The 14,947-nt window shown below is 60.8% G+C and carries 11 protein-coding genes; 1 reads left to right on the top strand and 10 read right to left on the bottom strand.

Annotated elements, in window-relative coordinates:
• Window positions 1-502 (top strand): FAD-binding oxidoreductase (locus EOA49_RS10920; protein WP_164749212.1); only part of this gene is annotated, 502 nt, incomplete at its 5' end.
• A 359-nt stretch (window positions 503-861) separates the two neighbouring features.
• Here the strand turns inward: EOA49_RS10920 and urtE are convergent.
• The 10 genes from urtE to EOA49_RS32585 all read right to left on the bottom strand — a co-directional run bounded on the left by urtE (window position 862) and on the right by EOA49_RS32585 (window position 14,733).
• Window positions 862-1,557, bottom strand: coding sequence for an urea ABC transporter ATP-binding subunit UrtE (gene urtE / locus EOA49_RS10915; RefSeq protein ID WP_127241756.1), 696 nt, complete (start codon window positions 1,555-1,557; stop codon window positions 862-864).
• A gap of 70 nt (window positions 1,558-1,627) precedes the next feature.
• The gene (gene urtD, locus EOA49_RS10910) at window positions 1,628-2,374 is read right to left on the bottom strand and encodes an urea ABC transporter ATP-binding protein UrtD (RefSeq protein WP_127241757.1); all 747 of its coding nucleotides are present in this window, start codon (window positions 2,372-2,374) and stop codon (window positions 1,628-1,630) included.
• Window positions 2,375-2,380: 6 nt separating this feature from the next.
• On the bottom strand, window positions 2,381-3,604 hold the full coding sequence (gene urtC / locus EOA49_RS10905) for an urea ABC transporter permease subunit UrtC (RefSeq protein WP_095825769.1): 1,224 nt from the start codon (window positions 3,602-3,604) through the stop codon (window positions 2,381-2,383).
• Window positions 3,601-5,217 (bottom strand): urea ABC transporter permease subunit UrtB, encoded by a 1,617-nt coding sequence (gene urtB / locus EOA49_RS10900; protein WP_066989207.1) that lies wholly within the window; start codon window positions 5,215-5,217, stop codon window positions 3,601-3,603. Before urtB ends, urtC begins: the two co-directional genes overlap by 4 nt.
• A 115-nt stretch (window positions 5,218-5,332) precedes the next feature.
• The gene (gene urtA, locus EOA49_RS10895; RefSeq protein WP_127215183.1) at window positions 5,333-6,643 is read right to left on the bottom strand and encodes an urea ABC transporter substrate-binding protein; all 1,311 of its coding nucleotides are present in this window, start codon (window positions 6,641-6,643) and stop codon (window positions 5,333-5,335) included.
• 1,190 nt (window positions 6,644-7,833) lie between these two features.
• Window positions 7,834-9,285: a DUF6600 domain-containing protein gene (locus tag EOA49_RS10890; protein WP_127239641.1), complete on the bottom strand. Its 1,452-nt coding sequence runs from the start codon at window positions 9,283-9,285 to the stop codon at window positions 7,834-7,836.
• Between the two features lie 1,076 nt (window positions 9,286-10,361).
• Window positions 10,362-10,784 (bottom strand): transposase, encoded by a 423-nt coding sequence (locus EOA49_RS32590; protein WP_259979747.1) that lies wholly within the window; start codon window positions 10,782-10,784, stop codon window positions 10,362-10,364.
• Window positions 10,750-12,180: an EAL domain-containing protein gene (locus EOA49_RS10880; protein WP_236370626.1), complete on the bottom strand. Its 1,431-nt coding sequence runs from the start codon at window positions 12,178-12,180 to the stop codon at window positions 10,750-10,752. Before EOA49_RS10880 ends, EOA49_RS32590 begins: the two co-directional genes overlap by 35 nt.
• A gap of 646 nt (window positions 12,181-12,826) precedes the next feature.
• On the bottom strand, window positions 12,827-14,008 hold the full coding sequence (ubiM, locus tag EOA49_RS10875; protein WP_189350574.1) for a 5-demethoxyubiquinol-8 5-hydroxylase UbiM: 1,182 nt from the start codon (window positions 14,006-14,008) through the stop codon (window positions 12,827-12,829).
• The gene (locus EOA49_RS32585; RefSeq protein ID WP_128344425.1) at window positions 14,005-14,733 is read right to left on the bottom strand and encodes a hypothetical protein; all 729 of its coding nucleotides are present in this window, start codon (window positions 14,731-14,733) and stop codon (window positions 14,005-14,007) included. Before EOA49_RS32585 ends, ubiM begins: the two co-directional genes overlap by 4 nt.
• Window positions 14,734-14,947: the final 214 nt, after the last annotated feature.

Genomic DNA, 14,947 nt, shown 5'->3' with positions numbered 1-14,947 from the left:
GTTCGGCGAAGAGGTCCCGCTCGATGCCCGCGGTCCACAAATGGGTGTGACCGAGCCACTGCCGCACCGGATCCTGCCGGTGGTCGGCATCTGGACGCGCGACAAGGACTATGGCGCCTATCTGCGTCAGGTCGAGCGTGGCAACATCGTCTTCGGCGGCGCCGCCGAAAGGGTGCCGGTAGACCTCGATCCAGGCCATGCGACCGCCGACCCCATGCGCCTGCCGACGCAATTGCGCGCCGTCGCGCGGCTGCTGCCGGCGATCGCGCAAGTCGCGGTCATCCGCACCTGGTCGGGCTGCGAAGGCTATGTCCGCGACATGCTGCCGGTCATGGGACGCTCGTCGACGACGCCGGGCCTGTTCCACGCTTTCGGCTTCAGCGGGCACGGCTTCCAGCTCGGTCCGGGTGTCGGCGACGCCATGGCCGAGCTCATCACCACCGGCGACTGCGAAACGGCCTTCGACGAGTTTAGGATAGATCGCTTCAATCGCGGAGCCTGACGAGGCGAGTCGATCCCCTGGGCTCAGGCGTCCTTTGACGCGGAAGAAGGGAGCTTCCATCTGTCCGAATGACGGCTTGTTGGGTGAGCAGAAAGGTCGCTTTCGGATGGCTCAGACTGGAGCTCGCCCTCAGCAAACCGCGGCCGCGGATTGGAGCGCGTGGGCGCTGCGCGACAAGCGATTCATAGGTGTCGTTGTACGAGCATTCCCCGATCGGCGATTCTTATCCCATGCTTTGCTCAGCCCTATCGGCTTAATGTCGAACGCAGGATGCCGCGCAGAACATGGCGCGCTTCTACGGACTTTCCATCGAAACGACATTGTTTTGCGGCGCTTCGGCCAAAGGATGACGACTGAACCTAGACAGTAAGGAGCTTGCGTACATCGGGCCTGTCCAGATCCTCGGCGGGGCCGGTATGCACGATCTGGCCACGGTCCATGATGTTGACCTCGTCGGCAAGCTCGCGGCAGAAATCCAGATACTGCTCGACCAGAAGCACCGCGATCCCCGCCTGGTCGCGCAGATAGCGGATGGCGCGGCCGATGTCTTTGATGATTGATGGCTGGATGCCTTCGGTCGGCTCGTCGAGCACGAGCAGCTTCGGCCGCATCACCAGCGCGCGGCCTATGGCGAGCTGCTGCTGCTGGCCGCCGGACAAGTCGCCGGCGCGGCGACCGAGCGTCTGCTTCAACCCTGGAAACAGCTCGAAGACATGAGCTGGAACGTTGCGGTCGGCGCGCTTCAGCGGTGCGAACCCCGATTCCAGATTTTCGCCCACCGTGAGCAGGGGAAAGATTTCCCTGCCCTGCGGCACGAATGCGATGCCCGACCGGGCGCGGTCATACGCCGCGCTCCGCTCGAGCGCTTTCCCCTCGAAGACAACACTTCCGCTCGTCAGCCTATGATGGCCGACGATGGATCTCATCAAACTGGTCTTGCCGACGCCGTTGCGGCCGAGTACGCAGGTGATCTTGCCCGCGCCCGCTTTCAGCGAAACGCCGCGCAGCGCCTGGGCGGCGCCGTAATGGAGCGTGGCGTCGGAGACTTCGAGCATGGTCAGCCCCTTCTCCAGCACCTGAGGAAGGAAAGGTCGAAACGATGCAACGAGACCCGCCAGATCATGCTCAGCGCCCCAGATAGACTTCGACGACGCGTTCGTCGGCCGAAACGAAATCGAGCGTGCCTTCCGACAGCACCGAGCCCTCGTGCAGGCAGGTGACCTTGACGCCGAGCTCGCGCACGAAATGCATGTCGTGCTCGACGACGACCACCGAATGGTCGCGGGCGATGTCCTTGAGCAGGCGCGCCGTCTCCTCGGTCTCCGCATCGGTCATGCCGGCGACCGGCTCGTCGACGAGGAGCAGCTTCGGGTCTTGTGCCAGCAGCATGCCGATCTCCAGCCACTGCTTCTGGCCATGGCTGAGATTGGCGGCGACCTCCCCGCGCTTGTCGCCGAGGCGGATGATGCCGAGGATGTCGTCGATGCGCCTGGCCCCGGTCGGCGAGCCGCAATGGAAGAGCGCTGGAAAGATCGAGCGCGGCCCCTTCAGCGCCAGCATCAGATTGTCCTCGACGCTGTGGCTCTCGAAGACGGTCGGCTTCTGGAACTTGCGGCCGATGCCCATCATGGCGATCTCGGCTTCGTCATGCCTGGTGAGATCGACCCGACCGTCGAAGAATACCTCGCCCTCGTCCGGCCGCGTCTTGCCGGTGACAATATCCATCATCGTCGTCTTGCCGGCGCCGTTGGGTCCGATGATGGCGCGCATCTCGCCCTTGTCGAGCACCAGCGACAGGTTGTTGATGGCGCGAAAGCCGTCGAAGGAGACCGAGACGCCGTCCAGATAGAGGATGGTGTTCGACTTGCTCATGGTCGCTTACTCCGCCGGCTGCGGTTCGGGGCCGTTGGCCGACCACGCGCCCGGCGTTCTCGCCGCCGAGCGCTCGATCTTCGGCTGCGCTTCCGGCGGGTCGATGCCGGCTTCCGCGGCGAGCGAGGCCGCGCGCAGCGCCCTGGCCTTGCCTCGCCAGCTATCCCACGTGCCGACCACGCCCTTGGGCAGGAACAGCGTTACGGCGACGAACAACCCGCCAAGCGCGAATAGCCAGAATTCAGGCAGCACGCCGGTGAACCAGGATTTGCCGGCATTGACCAGGAGCGCGCCGATAATCGGGCCGACGATGGTGCCGCGCCCGCCGACGGCGGTCCAGATCACCACTTCGATCGAATTGGCGGGCTCGAACTCGCCGGGATTAATGATGCCGACCTGCGGCACGTAGAGCGCGCCGGCGATGCCGGCCATGACGGCCGAGACGCTGAAGGCGAAGAGTTTTACATTCTCGGCCCGCCAGCCGAGGAAGCGGGTGCGGCTTTCGGCGTCGCGCACCGCCATCAGCAGCTTGCCGTATTTGGAGCGCACGATCGCCGCGGTGACAAAGACGGCGAACGCCAGCGTCACGGCGCTTGCTGAAAACAGCGCCGCGCGCGTCGCGTCGGCCTGGATGTTGAAGCCGAGTATGTCCTTGAAATCGGTCAGGCCGTTATTGCCTCCGAAACCCATGTCGTTGCGGAAGAAGGCAAGCAGCAGCGCATAGGTCATCGCCTGGGTGATGATCGAGAGATAAACGCCGGTGACGCGGCTGCGGAAGGCGAACCAGCCGAATACGAAGGCAAGCAGGCCCGGCACGGCCAGCACCATCAGCACCGCGAACCAGAAATGGTCGAAGCCGTGCCAGAACCAGGGCAGTTCCTTGTAGTTCAGGAACACCATGAAGTCCGGCAGGATGGGATTGCCATAGACGCCGCGCGAGCCGATCTGACGCATCAGATACATGCCCATCGCATAGCCGCCGAGCCCGAAGAAGGCGCCGTGGCCGAGCGAAAGGATGCCGCAATAGCCCCAGACCAGATCGAGCGCGAGCGCCAGCAGCGCGTAACAGAGATATTTCCCGACCAAAGAGACGATGTAAGGCGGAATGTAGAAAGCGCTTTGAGGCGACACCGCGAGGTTTAGCAGCGGCACGATGGCGGCCGCCGCCAGCAGGACGAGGATGGCGATCGCGATGCGCCGGTCGGCGCCGAAGAAGCGCTGCGTGATCATGCTTCCACCGCCCTGCCCTTCAGCGCGAACAGGCCGCGCGGCCGCTTCTGGATGAACAGGATGATCAGTACCAGCACGACGATCTTGCCAAGCACCGCGCCGGCGTACGGCTCGAGGAACTTGTTGACGATGCCGAGCGAGAAGGCGCCGACCATCGTGCCCCAGAGATTGCCGACGCCACCGAAGACCACGACCATGAAACTGTCGATAATGTAGCCGCGGCCGAGATTGGGCGAGACGTTGTCGATCTGGCTGAGCGCCACGCCGGCGATCCCGGCGATACCGGAGCCGAGCGCGAAAGTCAGCGCGTCGACCCAAGGCGTCCTGATGCCCATGGATGCGGCCATGCGCCGATTGGCGGTGACGGCACGCATCTGCAGGCCCCAGGGCGTTCGCTTCATGACGTAGAGCAGCACACCGAACACCAGCAGCGCGAACACCAGTATCCACAGCCGGTTCCAGGTGATGGCCAATTGACCGATGTCGAACGATCCCGACATCCAGGACGGATTGCCGACCTCCTGGTTCGTCGGGCCGAAGACGGTGCGCACCGCCTGCTGCAGGATCAGCGAGACGCCCCATGTGGCAAGAAGCGTCTCCAGCGGCCGGCCGTAGAGGAAGCGGATGACGCCGCGCTCGATGACGAGGCCGACCAGCGCCGAGACCAGGAAGGCGAGCGGCAGCGCGATGACCAGCGACCAGTCGAAGAGGCTCGGAAACGACGTGCGGATCACCTGCTGGACGACGAAGGTGGTGTAGGCGCCGAGCATCACCATCTCGCCATGCGCCATGTTGATGACGCCCATGACGCCAAAGGTGATGGCGAGACCGATAGCGCCGAGCAGCAGCACCGATCCGAGTGATATGCCGTACCAGATGTTCTGGCCGGCATCCCACAATGCCAGCGTCGAATTGATATGGCCGATCGCGGCGGTTGCCAAGTTCTTGACCGCTCCCTGCGCGCCAGCCTCAACGGAGGTCAGCAGGGAAAGCGCATCGCGGTCGCCGCGCGCCGCGATGGCCGAGATGGCGGCGAGCTTGTCGGCTTCCGGCTTGTCGGAAACCAGAACCGACGCCGCGCGCGCCTGCACGAACATCGTCTTGACGGCTGGGTCGGTCTCAGCAGCGATCGCGGCATCGAGCGGTTCGATATTCGCCGCGTCGGGCGTCTTGAACATGGTCGCGGCGGCGGCAAGGCGCACGCTCGCGTCCTTGGCGCGCAGCGTCAGCGTCCCCAGCGCGTCGCGTATGGCGCGGCGAAGACCGTTGTTGACCTTGATCTTGGTGAGATCGGCCTTGGCGGCATCGGCGGACTTGTCGCCGCTGAAAGGATCGAGCAGTTCGACACCGCTCGCCGCGTCCTTGCCGATGAAGACCTGCGAATCGGCTTTGCGAATATAGAGGTTGCCGTCGGCGAGCGCCGACAGCGGCCTTTCGACGGCCGGATCGCCGCTGGTCGCGAGCTCGCGCACGATGGCTTCCGTGGCCGAGAAATTAGTCGCTGTAGCGAACTTGGCTATTGCCGCGCGAAGATCGGCCTCGCCTGCCTTCGACGGCAGCAGGCTTGCCATCGTCAGCAGCAGCGTCAAGCCAATCGCGCGCAACAGGATCATCAGCTTCAGCGGATCTCGAACGTTTGAGGTTTCTGCCCGGGCGGGACGCGAAGGCCCGCCCGGGCCGCGGTCTCGGATCGCGGGGCCACGCGGCGACCCGACAGACCTGGGAGGATCAGTTGGTGCCCTTGCCGCCGCACTTGCCGGTGGCGACGTTGAAGTTGCCGCAACTGAGCGGCGCGCGCCAATCGGAGATCAGGTTCTTGGAATCGGGCAGGTAGTCGGACCATTCGTCGCCCATCACAAGGCCGGGCGTTTGCGAGACGGTCTCGAACTGGCCGTCGGCCTGGATCTCGCCGATGAGCACCGGCTTCGTGATATGATGGTTCGGCATCATCGTCGAATAGCCACCGGTCAGGTTCGGCACCGAGACGCCGACCATGGCGTCGATGACCTTGTCCGGATCGGTAGTACCGGCCTTCTCGACTGCCTTCACCCACATGTTGAAGCCGATATAGTGGGCTTCCATAGGGTCGTTGGTCGTGCGCTTGTCGTTCTTTATGAACTTGTGCCAGTCGTCGATGAACTTCTTGTTCTCGGGCGTGTCGACGCTCTCGAAATAGTTCCAGGCGGCGAGGTGGCCGACCAGCGGACCGGTGTCGAGACCGGCCAGTTCTTCCTCGCCGACTGAGAAGGCCATGACTGGAATGTCCTCGGCCTTGATGCCCTGGTTGCCCAGTTCCTTGTAGAACGGCACGTTGGCGTCGCCGTTGACGGTCGAGATCACGGCCGTCTTCTTGCCGGCCGAGCCGAACTTCTTGATCGCCGAGACTTCGGTCTGCCAGTCGGAGAAGCCGAACGGCGTGTAGTTGACCATGATGTCCTCGGCCGGCACGCCCTTCGACTTCAGATAGGCTTCGAGGATCTTGTTGGTGGTGCGCGGGTAGACATAGTCGGTGCCTTCGAGCACCCAGCGCTTCACCGAGCCGCCATCGGCGCTCATCAGGTAGTCGACGGCCGGAATGGCCTGCTGGTTGGGGGCAGCACCCGTGTAAAAGACGTTGCGCTCGCTTTCCTCGCCCTCATACTGGACGGGGTAGAACAGGATGTTGTCGAGCTCCGAGAACACCGGCAACACCGATTTGCGCGACACCGAGGTCCAGCAGCCGAAGACCGCCGCGACCTTGTCCTTGGAGATCAGCTCGCGCGCCTTTTCGGCGAAGAGCGGCCAGTTGGAAGCCGGATCGACGACAACCGCCTCGAGCTTCTTGCCGAGCAGGCCGCCCTTAGCGTTCTGCTCCTCGATCAGCATCAGCATGACGTCCTTCAGCGTCGTCTCCGAAATCGCCATGGTCCCCGAGAGCGAATGGAGGATGCCGACCTTGATCGTGTCGTCGGCCGCTCTGGCGGGAGCCGATATCGACAGGCCGGCAGCGATCACGCCGGCCGAAAACATTTTTGTTATTGTCGAGAAATTGCCCCTCATATTGCACACTCCCAAGCTGGTTGTTTTGCATTGCAACATTGCGGTGCAAGCGACGTGCCAAACCTGACAGTCCAAAGTGCCGGGCAAAAAATCGATCAGTTACAGTTGGTTATAATTTCAACTCAAGTTTTCAACGGCCGCTTCCGCTTCAAGGCGTTGTCAAATTTTGGGCTTCTGCCTCTATTTTAATCGCAATTTTCTATTGCGTGTTTTTAAATCGCCGTTTGCCTTCTGCCGGCCCCGGTAGTCGCACGGCGAGAGATGTTGGGAATTGAAATCTTTGCGCCGCGGGCGGCTAACAAGTGAGGGACCCGGTCCGTCTCGGCGGCGGGCTTTTCCTATCTGGAGCAAATTGTAGACCGCTCGATTGGTGTCGTCGGTGACGCGAACCCATTGGGTCTCGTCTCGCCGGTCCTGTACGTGCCGGCCGGTCACCCATTCAGCGGCTTCTTTAGGTGAGGTGGTCCTCGCGGAGGCAATACTGCATCCGTCCCCGACATCGTTTCAACGGTGTAGCTGGTCACCGGAAAGCTCTTCAATAAAGCGCCGCCAATGCATTGAAAGAGCCCGACGGTGTGAGGGACGGCTCTTTTGTCGGGTCTCCTCTGATCAGTCCGTTCCAATCGGGCCCGATATGCCATCCCGACGCAACAGCGCCGCCCAGCTACCGAACTTCGACAAGGGGCGAAGGTCCCAGGAGTTGTTCACCGGCGGCTTTGTCGAGTGCCGCCGCTCGACAGGCGCGCGACTGGTGAACGAAATAGGGCCCCCTGACGCGTTTTCTGCACCCCACTAAGGCTCACGCGCGGCCTAGCCCGGCTTCTGTGGCAAATGGCAATGGTTCCAAAATCGCCCCGCCCGATTTCACATGCCCTTCGCTTCGGCAGCGCAGACCAGCCGTCAGCGGGTTGGCGATAGCGCGTGAATTTCTCCTCGAGCGCCACGACTGCTTCGCCCTTGCTGCGTTCAGTGGCCCGCCCACCGACATGCGCGCGCCGGCCGCCGAACATTGGTCATGACGGTCCAGAACAACGTCCCGGCACTGGGCCCATCCGCCGCCAAGGATCCGACGCTATCGGAGCCGAGGAACGTCGGGGAGAATCGCAGAGACTCGGACTGCAAAGACGAGTGTCGCTGACTCGCCCCGGGTAACTCCGGCGGCTGTGCAATCGACTTTCCTTCGCGGCCGCCTAGCAGTTCGCGTCAGTCTGCGGATCGCACGCCTTGTTTTTCTGGCTCCGTGGCTTGGGCTTGGCCACCTGCTCGGGCTCGGCCTGCTGCTGCTCGGCGGCGGGCTGCTCCTTCGCCTTCCGTTTCTCAGGCTTGGCCGCCTGTTCCGGCTCGGCCTGCTGCTCGGCGGCGGGCTGCTCCTTCGCCTTCCGTTTCTCAGGCTTGGCCGTCTGTTCCGGCTCGGCCTGCTGCTCGGCGGCGGGCTGCTTCTTGGCCTTTCGTTTCTCAGGCTCGGCGGCCTGTTCGGGCTCGGCCTGCTGCTCGGCGGCGGGCTGCTTCTTGGCCTTCGGTTTCTCAGGCTTGGTAGCCTGTTCCGGCTCGGTCTGCTGCCGCTCGGCGGCGGGCTGCGTCTTGGCCTTCGGCTTCTCGGGCCTGGCCGCCTGTTCCGGCTCGGCCTCCTGTTCGGCGGCGGGCTGCTTCTTGCCCTTCGGCTTCTCAGGCTTGGCGGCCTGTTCCGGCTCGGCCTCCTGCTGCTCGGCGGCGGGCTGCTCAGGCTTGGCGGTCTCTTCCGGCTCCGCCCCATCGGCCCTTGCGCCTTCGGTCGGCTTCGATTTACGGCCAGCCTGAACCTGCTTCACCTGCTCGATGTCCTTTAGCTTAGCTGGTTTTGCCTTGGGGTCGGCTTTCACCTCACCTTCGAAGACCGCGACCGTGTCATTTTCCAATTTGCCGGACTGCTCGGGCGCGTCGGTCTTGCTGACCTTGACGGCAGTCACATTCTGGTCCGTCTCCTTTTCGATCACATCAACATCAATGACTTTGTTGACCACCACGTTGTTCTGGATGGTCACGTCGCCGGCCGGCTGGGCCGCCTCGACAATCGGCACAAACTCGGACCTATCACGGATAACAGCGACAGAAACGTCGGCAGCAAGGAATTCGCGGCTAGGGACCACAACCCAGTAATAATCCGGCGTCGTGTCGAAGGTTACCTCGATTGAAATCAAGTCCGGATCACGGCGCGGCGGCAGCGGAGCCCAAATGATGTGCTCCCTGTCACGACGCCAAGTCACCCATGCTGGCGCCCAGCGAGTGCCCGGAACCCAGTACCAGCCGATATCGTCGGCATAGCCCCACCGGCCGTAATGGTACGTCGCCCAGCCGAATGGCTCGTCGGATACCCAGAGCCAGCCATATTCCTCTGTATAGACCCAATGGCCCAGGGTATACGGGCGCCAATCGTCAGGTACATCAACTGGCACGAAAACGGTCGCTCCATGATACGAGACCCAATCGCCATGGGACGACAGGTCTTCGTAGAATGTGCTGATCGAAACCTCGGTGGCGGCCCTTGCCTGCGACACTAGCGAGGATGGTGCAATCGGGTTGGGGATATCAACGACCGTAAGCAGACAGGCGGTTACGCCGCCCAGCATCAGCCGTACCGCATTTTGGGCAAGGACGCGTTTCATCCCAGTCTTCCTCCGAAACAGATGCGCCCTTCATCTTGAAAACTCGCCGGCAATCGGATTGTTCCGCCTTGCTCCCGCCAGGCTCGTGGACCTTGCAAATGGTAGCTATGGCGAGCCATTGAACGTAATCGCCCGATGGCCGAACTTCGCGGAAGCTTAAAGTACCGTCATCAGGTTTTGAGGGCTGATTTGCAGAATTTACCTTTAGTTTTCAGCTGCTTGGCGTGGAAAAAGGTGACCGTCAGAAGCCCTCTATGACGTGACGGTACTGTCAAGAATCATCGTGGCAATGTGGGTGAGGTCCGGCAACCGGTACGGCACCTCCAAACGACGCACACCGATGACCGGCGAAAATTGCCGGCCAAAACCATCTTTTATCTCAGTGACTTAGATCGAACTCTAGCGCAATTTCAGCGGTGTTCGGATGGGCCTGAATCATTCCCACTCAATCATCAATTAAGGCCGTACCTGATTGTTTCAATTACTTAATTTAAGTCACACAACCAGTGAGTACCGTCAAAAATACCGTCAGATTCTTACGCTGTTGAAAAGACTGAAACAATGTGGTCGCTGCCGCGGTATGCACACTTTTGATTGCATCATTTGCGAGCTGCCATTCGGCGAGGTAAAGCTGGAGTTCTCAGAACACAACAAGGACGGTGTTTGCTCATGCTCGACAGCTCTAGGTTCGAGTAGACGCGCGGCTGTATCGGGGGGAATGGGCTGGTAGGAAATGGATGTCGTGCCGCATCACTCTGTCGATCGACCAAGCTTCGCATTGCCTCATCTGCTGCTCGTGGCGATGGCCCCCGATCGGAGATGCGCTATAGGAACACGCGAATTTCGATTCTGCCCTCAACTCTCGGGACCACTCACTCTGAGTAACAACGTCACGCCGATCCCACCTTCCGACGCTATTTTGCGGCAATGCGGCCAGTAAGCGCCGCGCCCGTTCGCGATTTCCTAGTGGTGAAAGTCTGACATTTGGTACCCCACGCGTGGAGCAGCTTAGGCTGAAAGAGCACGTTGCACGACAAATAAACCGCCTATCAGCTAACCACGGACCAGATGGAAGGTCAGCCCCGCAAGGCGGTTTTGGATTTCCCCGAGACCTTGCCCAGTTCCGCTTCCCATAGATCGAAGGGGCTCGCGACAATGGCCACGGACTTTTCCTGACGCAGCGCGGCGCGGCTTCCAGCATCCTTGCCACGAACCTTGTCTCGACCTTCCACAATTCGGTCATGGCGGTGATCGAACCCGTCGCGGCCCTGCGAGATCCCGCTGATGTGCAGGTCGTAGAATTTGCGCCGCAGGTGAGCCCAGCACCCGGCGAGCCGGATTGTTTCATTGCTGCCGGCTTTGTCCCGTGCCTTGACCAGGTTGGTATAGGCCGAGTAGCCATCCACTTGCAGGATACCGCTGAACCCGGCGAGGTGGCGCGCGTGAGCGAATGGCGGATGCCGGTCACAACTCCTGGCGCTCTTTAACTGCCAAACCAAGCGCTTGGCTGAGTGGCACCGCCTTGGAGAACAGGAAGCCCTGAGCGGTTTTGCAGCCAAGTTTGTGCAGAGTTTGCCGATCCGCCTCTGTCTCGACGCCCTCGGCCATGACCTCGATCCCGAGCGTCCGACCAAGATCGATCACGGTTTTGACAAGCAGCCGATCCTCCCGCGATTTGGCTAAACCGCGAATGAAGCCCTGGTCTATTTTCACCTTCCTTATCCGACTGTCCTTGAGCGATGCCAACGTGGAAAAGCCGGTGCCGAAGACATCGAGCGCGATGGAAATGCCGGCATGTGAAAGCCGTCCGAGCTTTTCATCGACCCTGTCCGGGTCCACGGGCGATTCTTCTGTTATCTCAATTTCGAACATCGTTGCAGGGAGGTCCTTTGCCGCCAGACCATTCAGAACCATTTCGTCGATATCGCCGGCCTCCAATTCGCGCGGTGAAACGTTCATCGTCACACGAACATCACGACAGTCAGCTTTCACCAAGGCGTCGATAAAAGCGCAACATTCGGAAAATACAGCTTGAGTTAGCAGCTGGAGCATTCCGGTTTCGCGTGCCGCTGTCATGATTTCGGGCGGAGAGATGGAACCGTGAATCGGATGGGACCACCTTAGCAACCCTTCAAAACCGATCACAGCTTCGGTGTCGAGTCTTACGATTGGCTGGAACCAAGGGCCCAAGCTTCTCGTCTTTATCGCCGAATGAAGATCGCGTTCGATGGACTGGCGGCGTTGCAGTTCCCGGTCGAGCTCGGCATCGAACAGGCAAAATTCGTTCCTGCCACGGCGCTTAGCTGTGTAAAGGGCGATGTCCGCCCGCAACAACATTTCCGTCAGCCCCGGGTTTTTAGCCGAGTATATTCCTATGGATGCCCCGATCCGGACGGAGGCGACGCCAGGATAGGGGCGAGCAAGCTTGGATATGAGATTGGATGCGAGATTGCTGGGAGAAGGCGAATTTCTAAGCGAGGAAAAAACCAGCACGAATTCATCGCCACCGATGCGGGCGAGCGTTGAGCCCTCCGGTGCTTCTTCCTCTATTCGGCGGGCGATCCTGGCAAGCAGCTCGTCACCCGTTCTGTGACCGTAGGTATCGTTGACAGATTTGAACCCATCCAGATCAATCAGCATGGCCACAAAGGGCCCATCAGTGTTCTCAAACTGATCGATTGCATGTTCGAGGCCGCGCCTGTTGAGGAGCGCGGTAAGATGGTCCTCCCTGGAATTGCGCTCCATTTCCGCGGCAAGCCGCTCGGCTTGATGTCTCAGGCGGCTCGCGTCACGGAAGCGCGCTTGTCCAACGAACGAGGCTCGAGCCAGGCCGCCCTCGAAAAGCAGGACGGCAAAAGCCAGAATGTAGTTTTCCAGGGTTCCCTTCGTCAGCAAGCATGCGGCGGCAATGAGGAGTGGCGGTGTGATGAAGTATATCGCTGCCGCAGCATATGAGCTGCCGTACGTGACCGCGCCAGCTGAAATGCCCGCCAGAATTATTAGATGCAGCGATGCTTGAGACGTCGTGTACCCAGCCGTTAGGACGGCAAGGAATGACCAGGTGAATCCCGCCAGAAGAGCAAGCCTGCCAAACCAGCGAAGCCGCAGCCAAACCCGTGTCAGATCATCCTGGACTCCGGGTTCCTTCAGCTGATGAGGGGCGAGTGCAAGGCGGGCGGCATTTATCGCATTAACGACCGAAAACTAGGCCGCGCCAGCAAGACCGTTCCCGGAAAGGGCCTGCACGGTCAAAATCAGCCCGGACAGCACAATGCTTATCGGCATTGAGACGAAAAGGCCTGCCCTCAGATCAGCGAGCTGGTCCTGAAGGATTCTCGCCTCCAGCGGATCTTCTTTTTCCAGGGCTGGACGGGTCAGCTTGCTTACTCCTGCTTGTCCGCAGCCTATGCAGCCCCCCTGAAGGACGGGTTAATTCTTCAATCGGAGATCAGCGTCGGGAGCAGGATTACTCCGGCGCATGATGCACTCTCTCCCATCGCTCGCCCAGCACATCGCGCAAAATGCAACTGCTGGTGCAGTATCACCGCTGGAGCTCCGCCGAAATCCCATGCCGGACAAGGGGAACATGTTGGGCAAAGCGAAGCCCCAGATGCCTTGCAAGCCGTGCCGCCAGGTGGTCTCTGGAGTAGAGTCCAACCAGTATGTTCGTTGCATGGTAGAGCGGCGCCGCCGACAGGCGCAGCCGCCTTTCGTATATGTGCAGCATGTCGGGGTCGCCAACATTGCGGCCGTCGCGGCACGCAGTCATGATTCCACGGGCGAGTTGCTTCTGGCTGCTGAGACCGATGTTGAATCCGTGAGCGGTCACCGGGTGCATGCCGATGGCAGCGTCGCCGATGAGTGCGGCGCTCGGGGCCCGGAATTTGTGCGCCCAGGTCGTGACCAGCGGATAGGTATGGCGCTTGCTTGCCAAGGTCATTTTTCCAAGGCGCCCTCGACACAGTTTCGTCAACTCCGACAGGAACAAATCGTCATCGAAGGCAAGCAGTCTATAGGCCTCGTTTGAGCGCAATGTGAGCAGCAGCGACGACACGCCCTCCGCGAGGGGCAATATCGCTATCGTCTGATGGTGATCGAACCATTCGATGGCGATCTGGTGGTGGGCGCGCTCGTGCCTCACTCGGCAAATCAGCATCGAGTGGCCAAGCCGGTTGATATCGGCGCCGATGCCCAGCAGATCACGCGTGGCGGACAAACGCGAATCCGCGGCAACAACAAGCCGAGCAGTTAAACGCGCGCCATTAGAGAGCGTTACGACTGCTCCTTCTTGGCTGTTTGTTGCATCGACGACCGAGTGGCCGCACAACAGCCGGGCGCGATCCTGCAAGCGGACGATTTTGAACAGCGCCTCGCGGATCCGGCAATTTGGAACCAAAACCCCCAGCGGTTCTCCAGAGTTGCTGGGAGGATCGAAACGAAGAGCGAATGCGCTCGAGCCGTTGAGCACGCGCGCGCCTTGAATTGCTGATTTGTCCGAAGCCGGGATGACATCCCAGGCGCCGAGCTCGCGAAGGGTTCTGATCGAAGCGTTGGTCAGCGCGATTTCGCGACCATCGAAAGCCGGATTCGCCAGACTATCGAATGTGTTCTGTTCAACAACTGCCACCTTGAGTTCGCTTTGGGCAAGCGACGCAGCGAACGAAAGGCCGACCGGCCCGGCTCCAACGACAACGATGTCAAAATTGTCGTCAGAGCCCATCAGCGTGCCGCCATCCCGTCGGCTATCCTCGTGTAACGGTGGAACTGAGCCGACTGACATCCGCTGAGCTCCGTGCCCGCCGCCAACGCGTATGATGCTCCGCAGCACATTGACATCACGAGGATCTTCGGCGCTGGATCCGAGCCTTGGAACATTTCTACGAAGTCAGCCCAAAGAAGGCTACCTCGCCCACTGGACGAAGCGATCCCGTCTCCATTGCCGTGCCCAGCGATGTGAAGCACGTCGCACTTCGCCTTGTTCGCTTGGACTACAGCCTCACGAAAATGCTTTCGGTCCAAAGCAATGTGGAGCTCCGCGCGGATGTTGACAGTCTTTAGCATCTTCTGTGTGATCGGTCCGTCCGCCCTGTCGGCGAAGTAGTCATTCGCGTTGTGGCAGTCGATGATGTGAACGGCGCTCATGGGATTCTGCCTATTATTATCGTCGTGACGAGTGGATACCACGTGCGGAACACCGTGATCTGCGCTGAGTTTCGGTGACCGCATTGCTGCAAGGCGCAGGGCCGGAAATTGGCATGGATCGGCAATGAAGCATGCAACCCCATCAGAGGTGGACGCGTCTGGCCGCGATACATAAGTCATGCATTCTCCTTCGAAGACTGGCCTATAAAGCACCACTGATGCGAATATGACCCTGATCTGGATCAGCCAGGGCACGATCAACCGGCACTGGTAGTTCACGCTCGGGTGATCGATCGCGACGCTCAACTTGTTACCCGTGCGCACAGTGCGAAGCTCGTCCGGCCGCGCGAGGTACTCTCGCGGCATCAGCCGCCTCATACTGGGTGCATGGGAAGGCAGTCCTTCGCACGACAGTGGATTTTCACAAATCAATGTAGTGCCCAGCTTAGGTCAAGCTGGTCATGGAGCATGGACAGCTTGTTCCCGACCGAGCCGGCTCGACTGACGAGCGGGATCCGCG

The sequence above is a fragment of the Mesorhizobium sp. M1A.F.Ca.IN.020.04.1.1 genome, from assembly GCF_003997315.1.
In the GTDB taxonomy this organism is placed as follows: Bacteria; Pseudomonadota; Alphaproteobacteria; order Rhizobiales; family Rhizobiaceae; genus Mesorhizobium.
The sequence above is the reverse complement of the archived record's forward strand: the minus strand, read 5'-3'. Positions and strand labels throughout refer to the sequence as shown.

Coding starts and splice junctions, on each gene's coding strand:
- urtA (WP_127215183.1), bottom strand. CDS start 6,643: ATGAGGGGCAATTTCTCGACAATAACAAAAATGTTTTCGGCCGGCGTG.
- urtC (WP_095825769.1), bottom strand. CDS start 3,604: ATGATCACGCAGCGCTTCTTCGGCGCCGACCGGCGCATCGCGATCGCC.
- urtE (WP_127241756.1), bottom strand. CDS start 1,557: ATGCTCGAAGTCTCCGACGCCACGCTCCATTACGGCGCCGCCCAGGCG.
- EOA49_RS10890 (WP_127239641.1), bottom strand. CDS start 9,285: ATGAAACGCGTCCTTGCCCAAAATGCGGTACGGCTGATGCTGGGCGGC.
- urtB (WP_066989207.1), bottom strand. CDS start 5,217: ATGATCCTGTTGCGCGCGATTGGCTTGACGCTGCTGCTGACGATGGCA.
- urtD (WP_127241757.1), bottom strand. CDS start 2,374: ATGAGCAAGTCGAACACCATCCTCTATCTGGACGGCGTCTCGGTCTCC.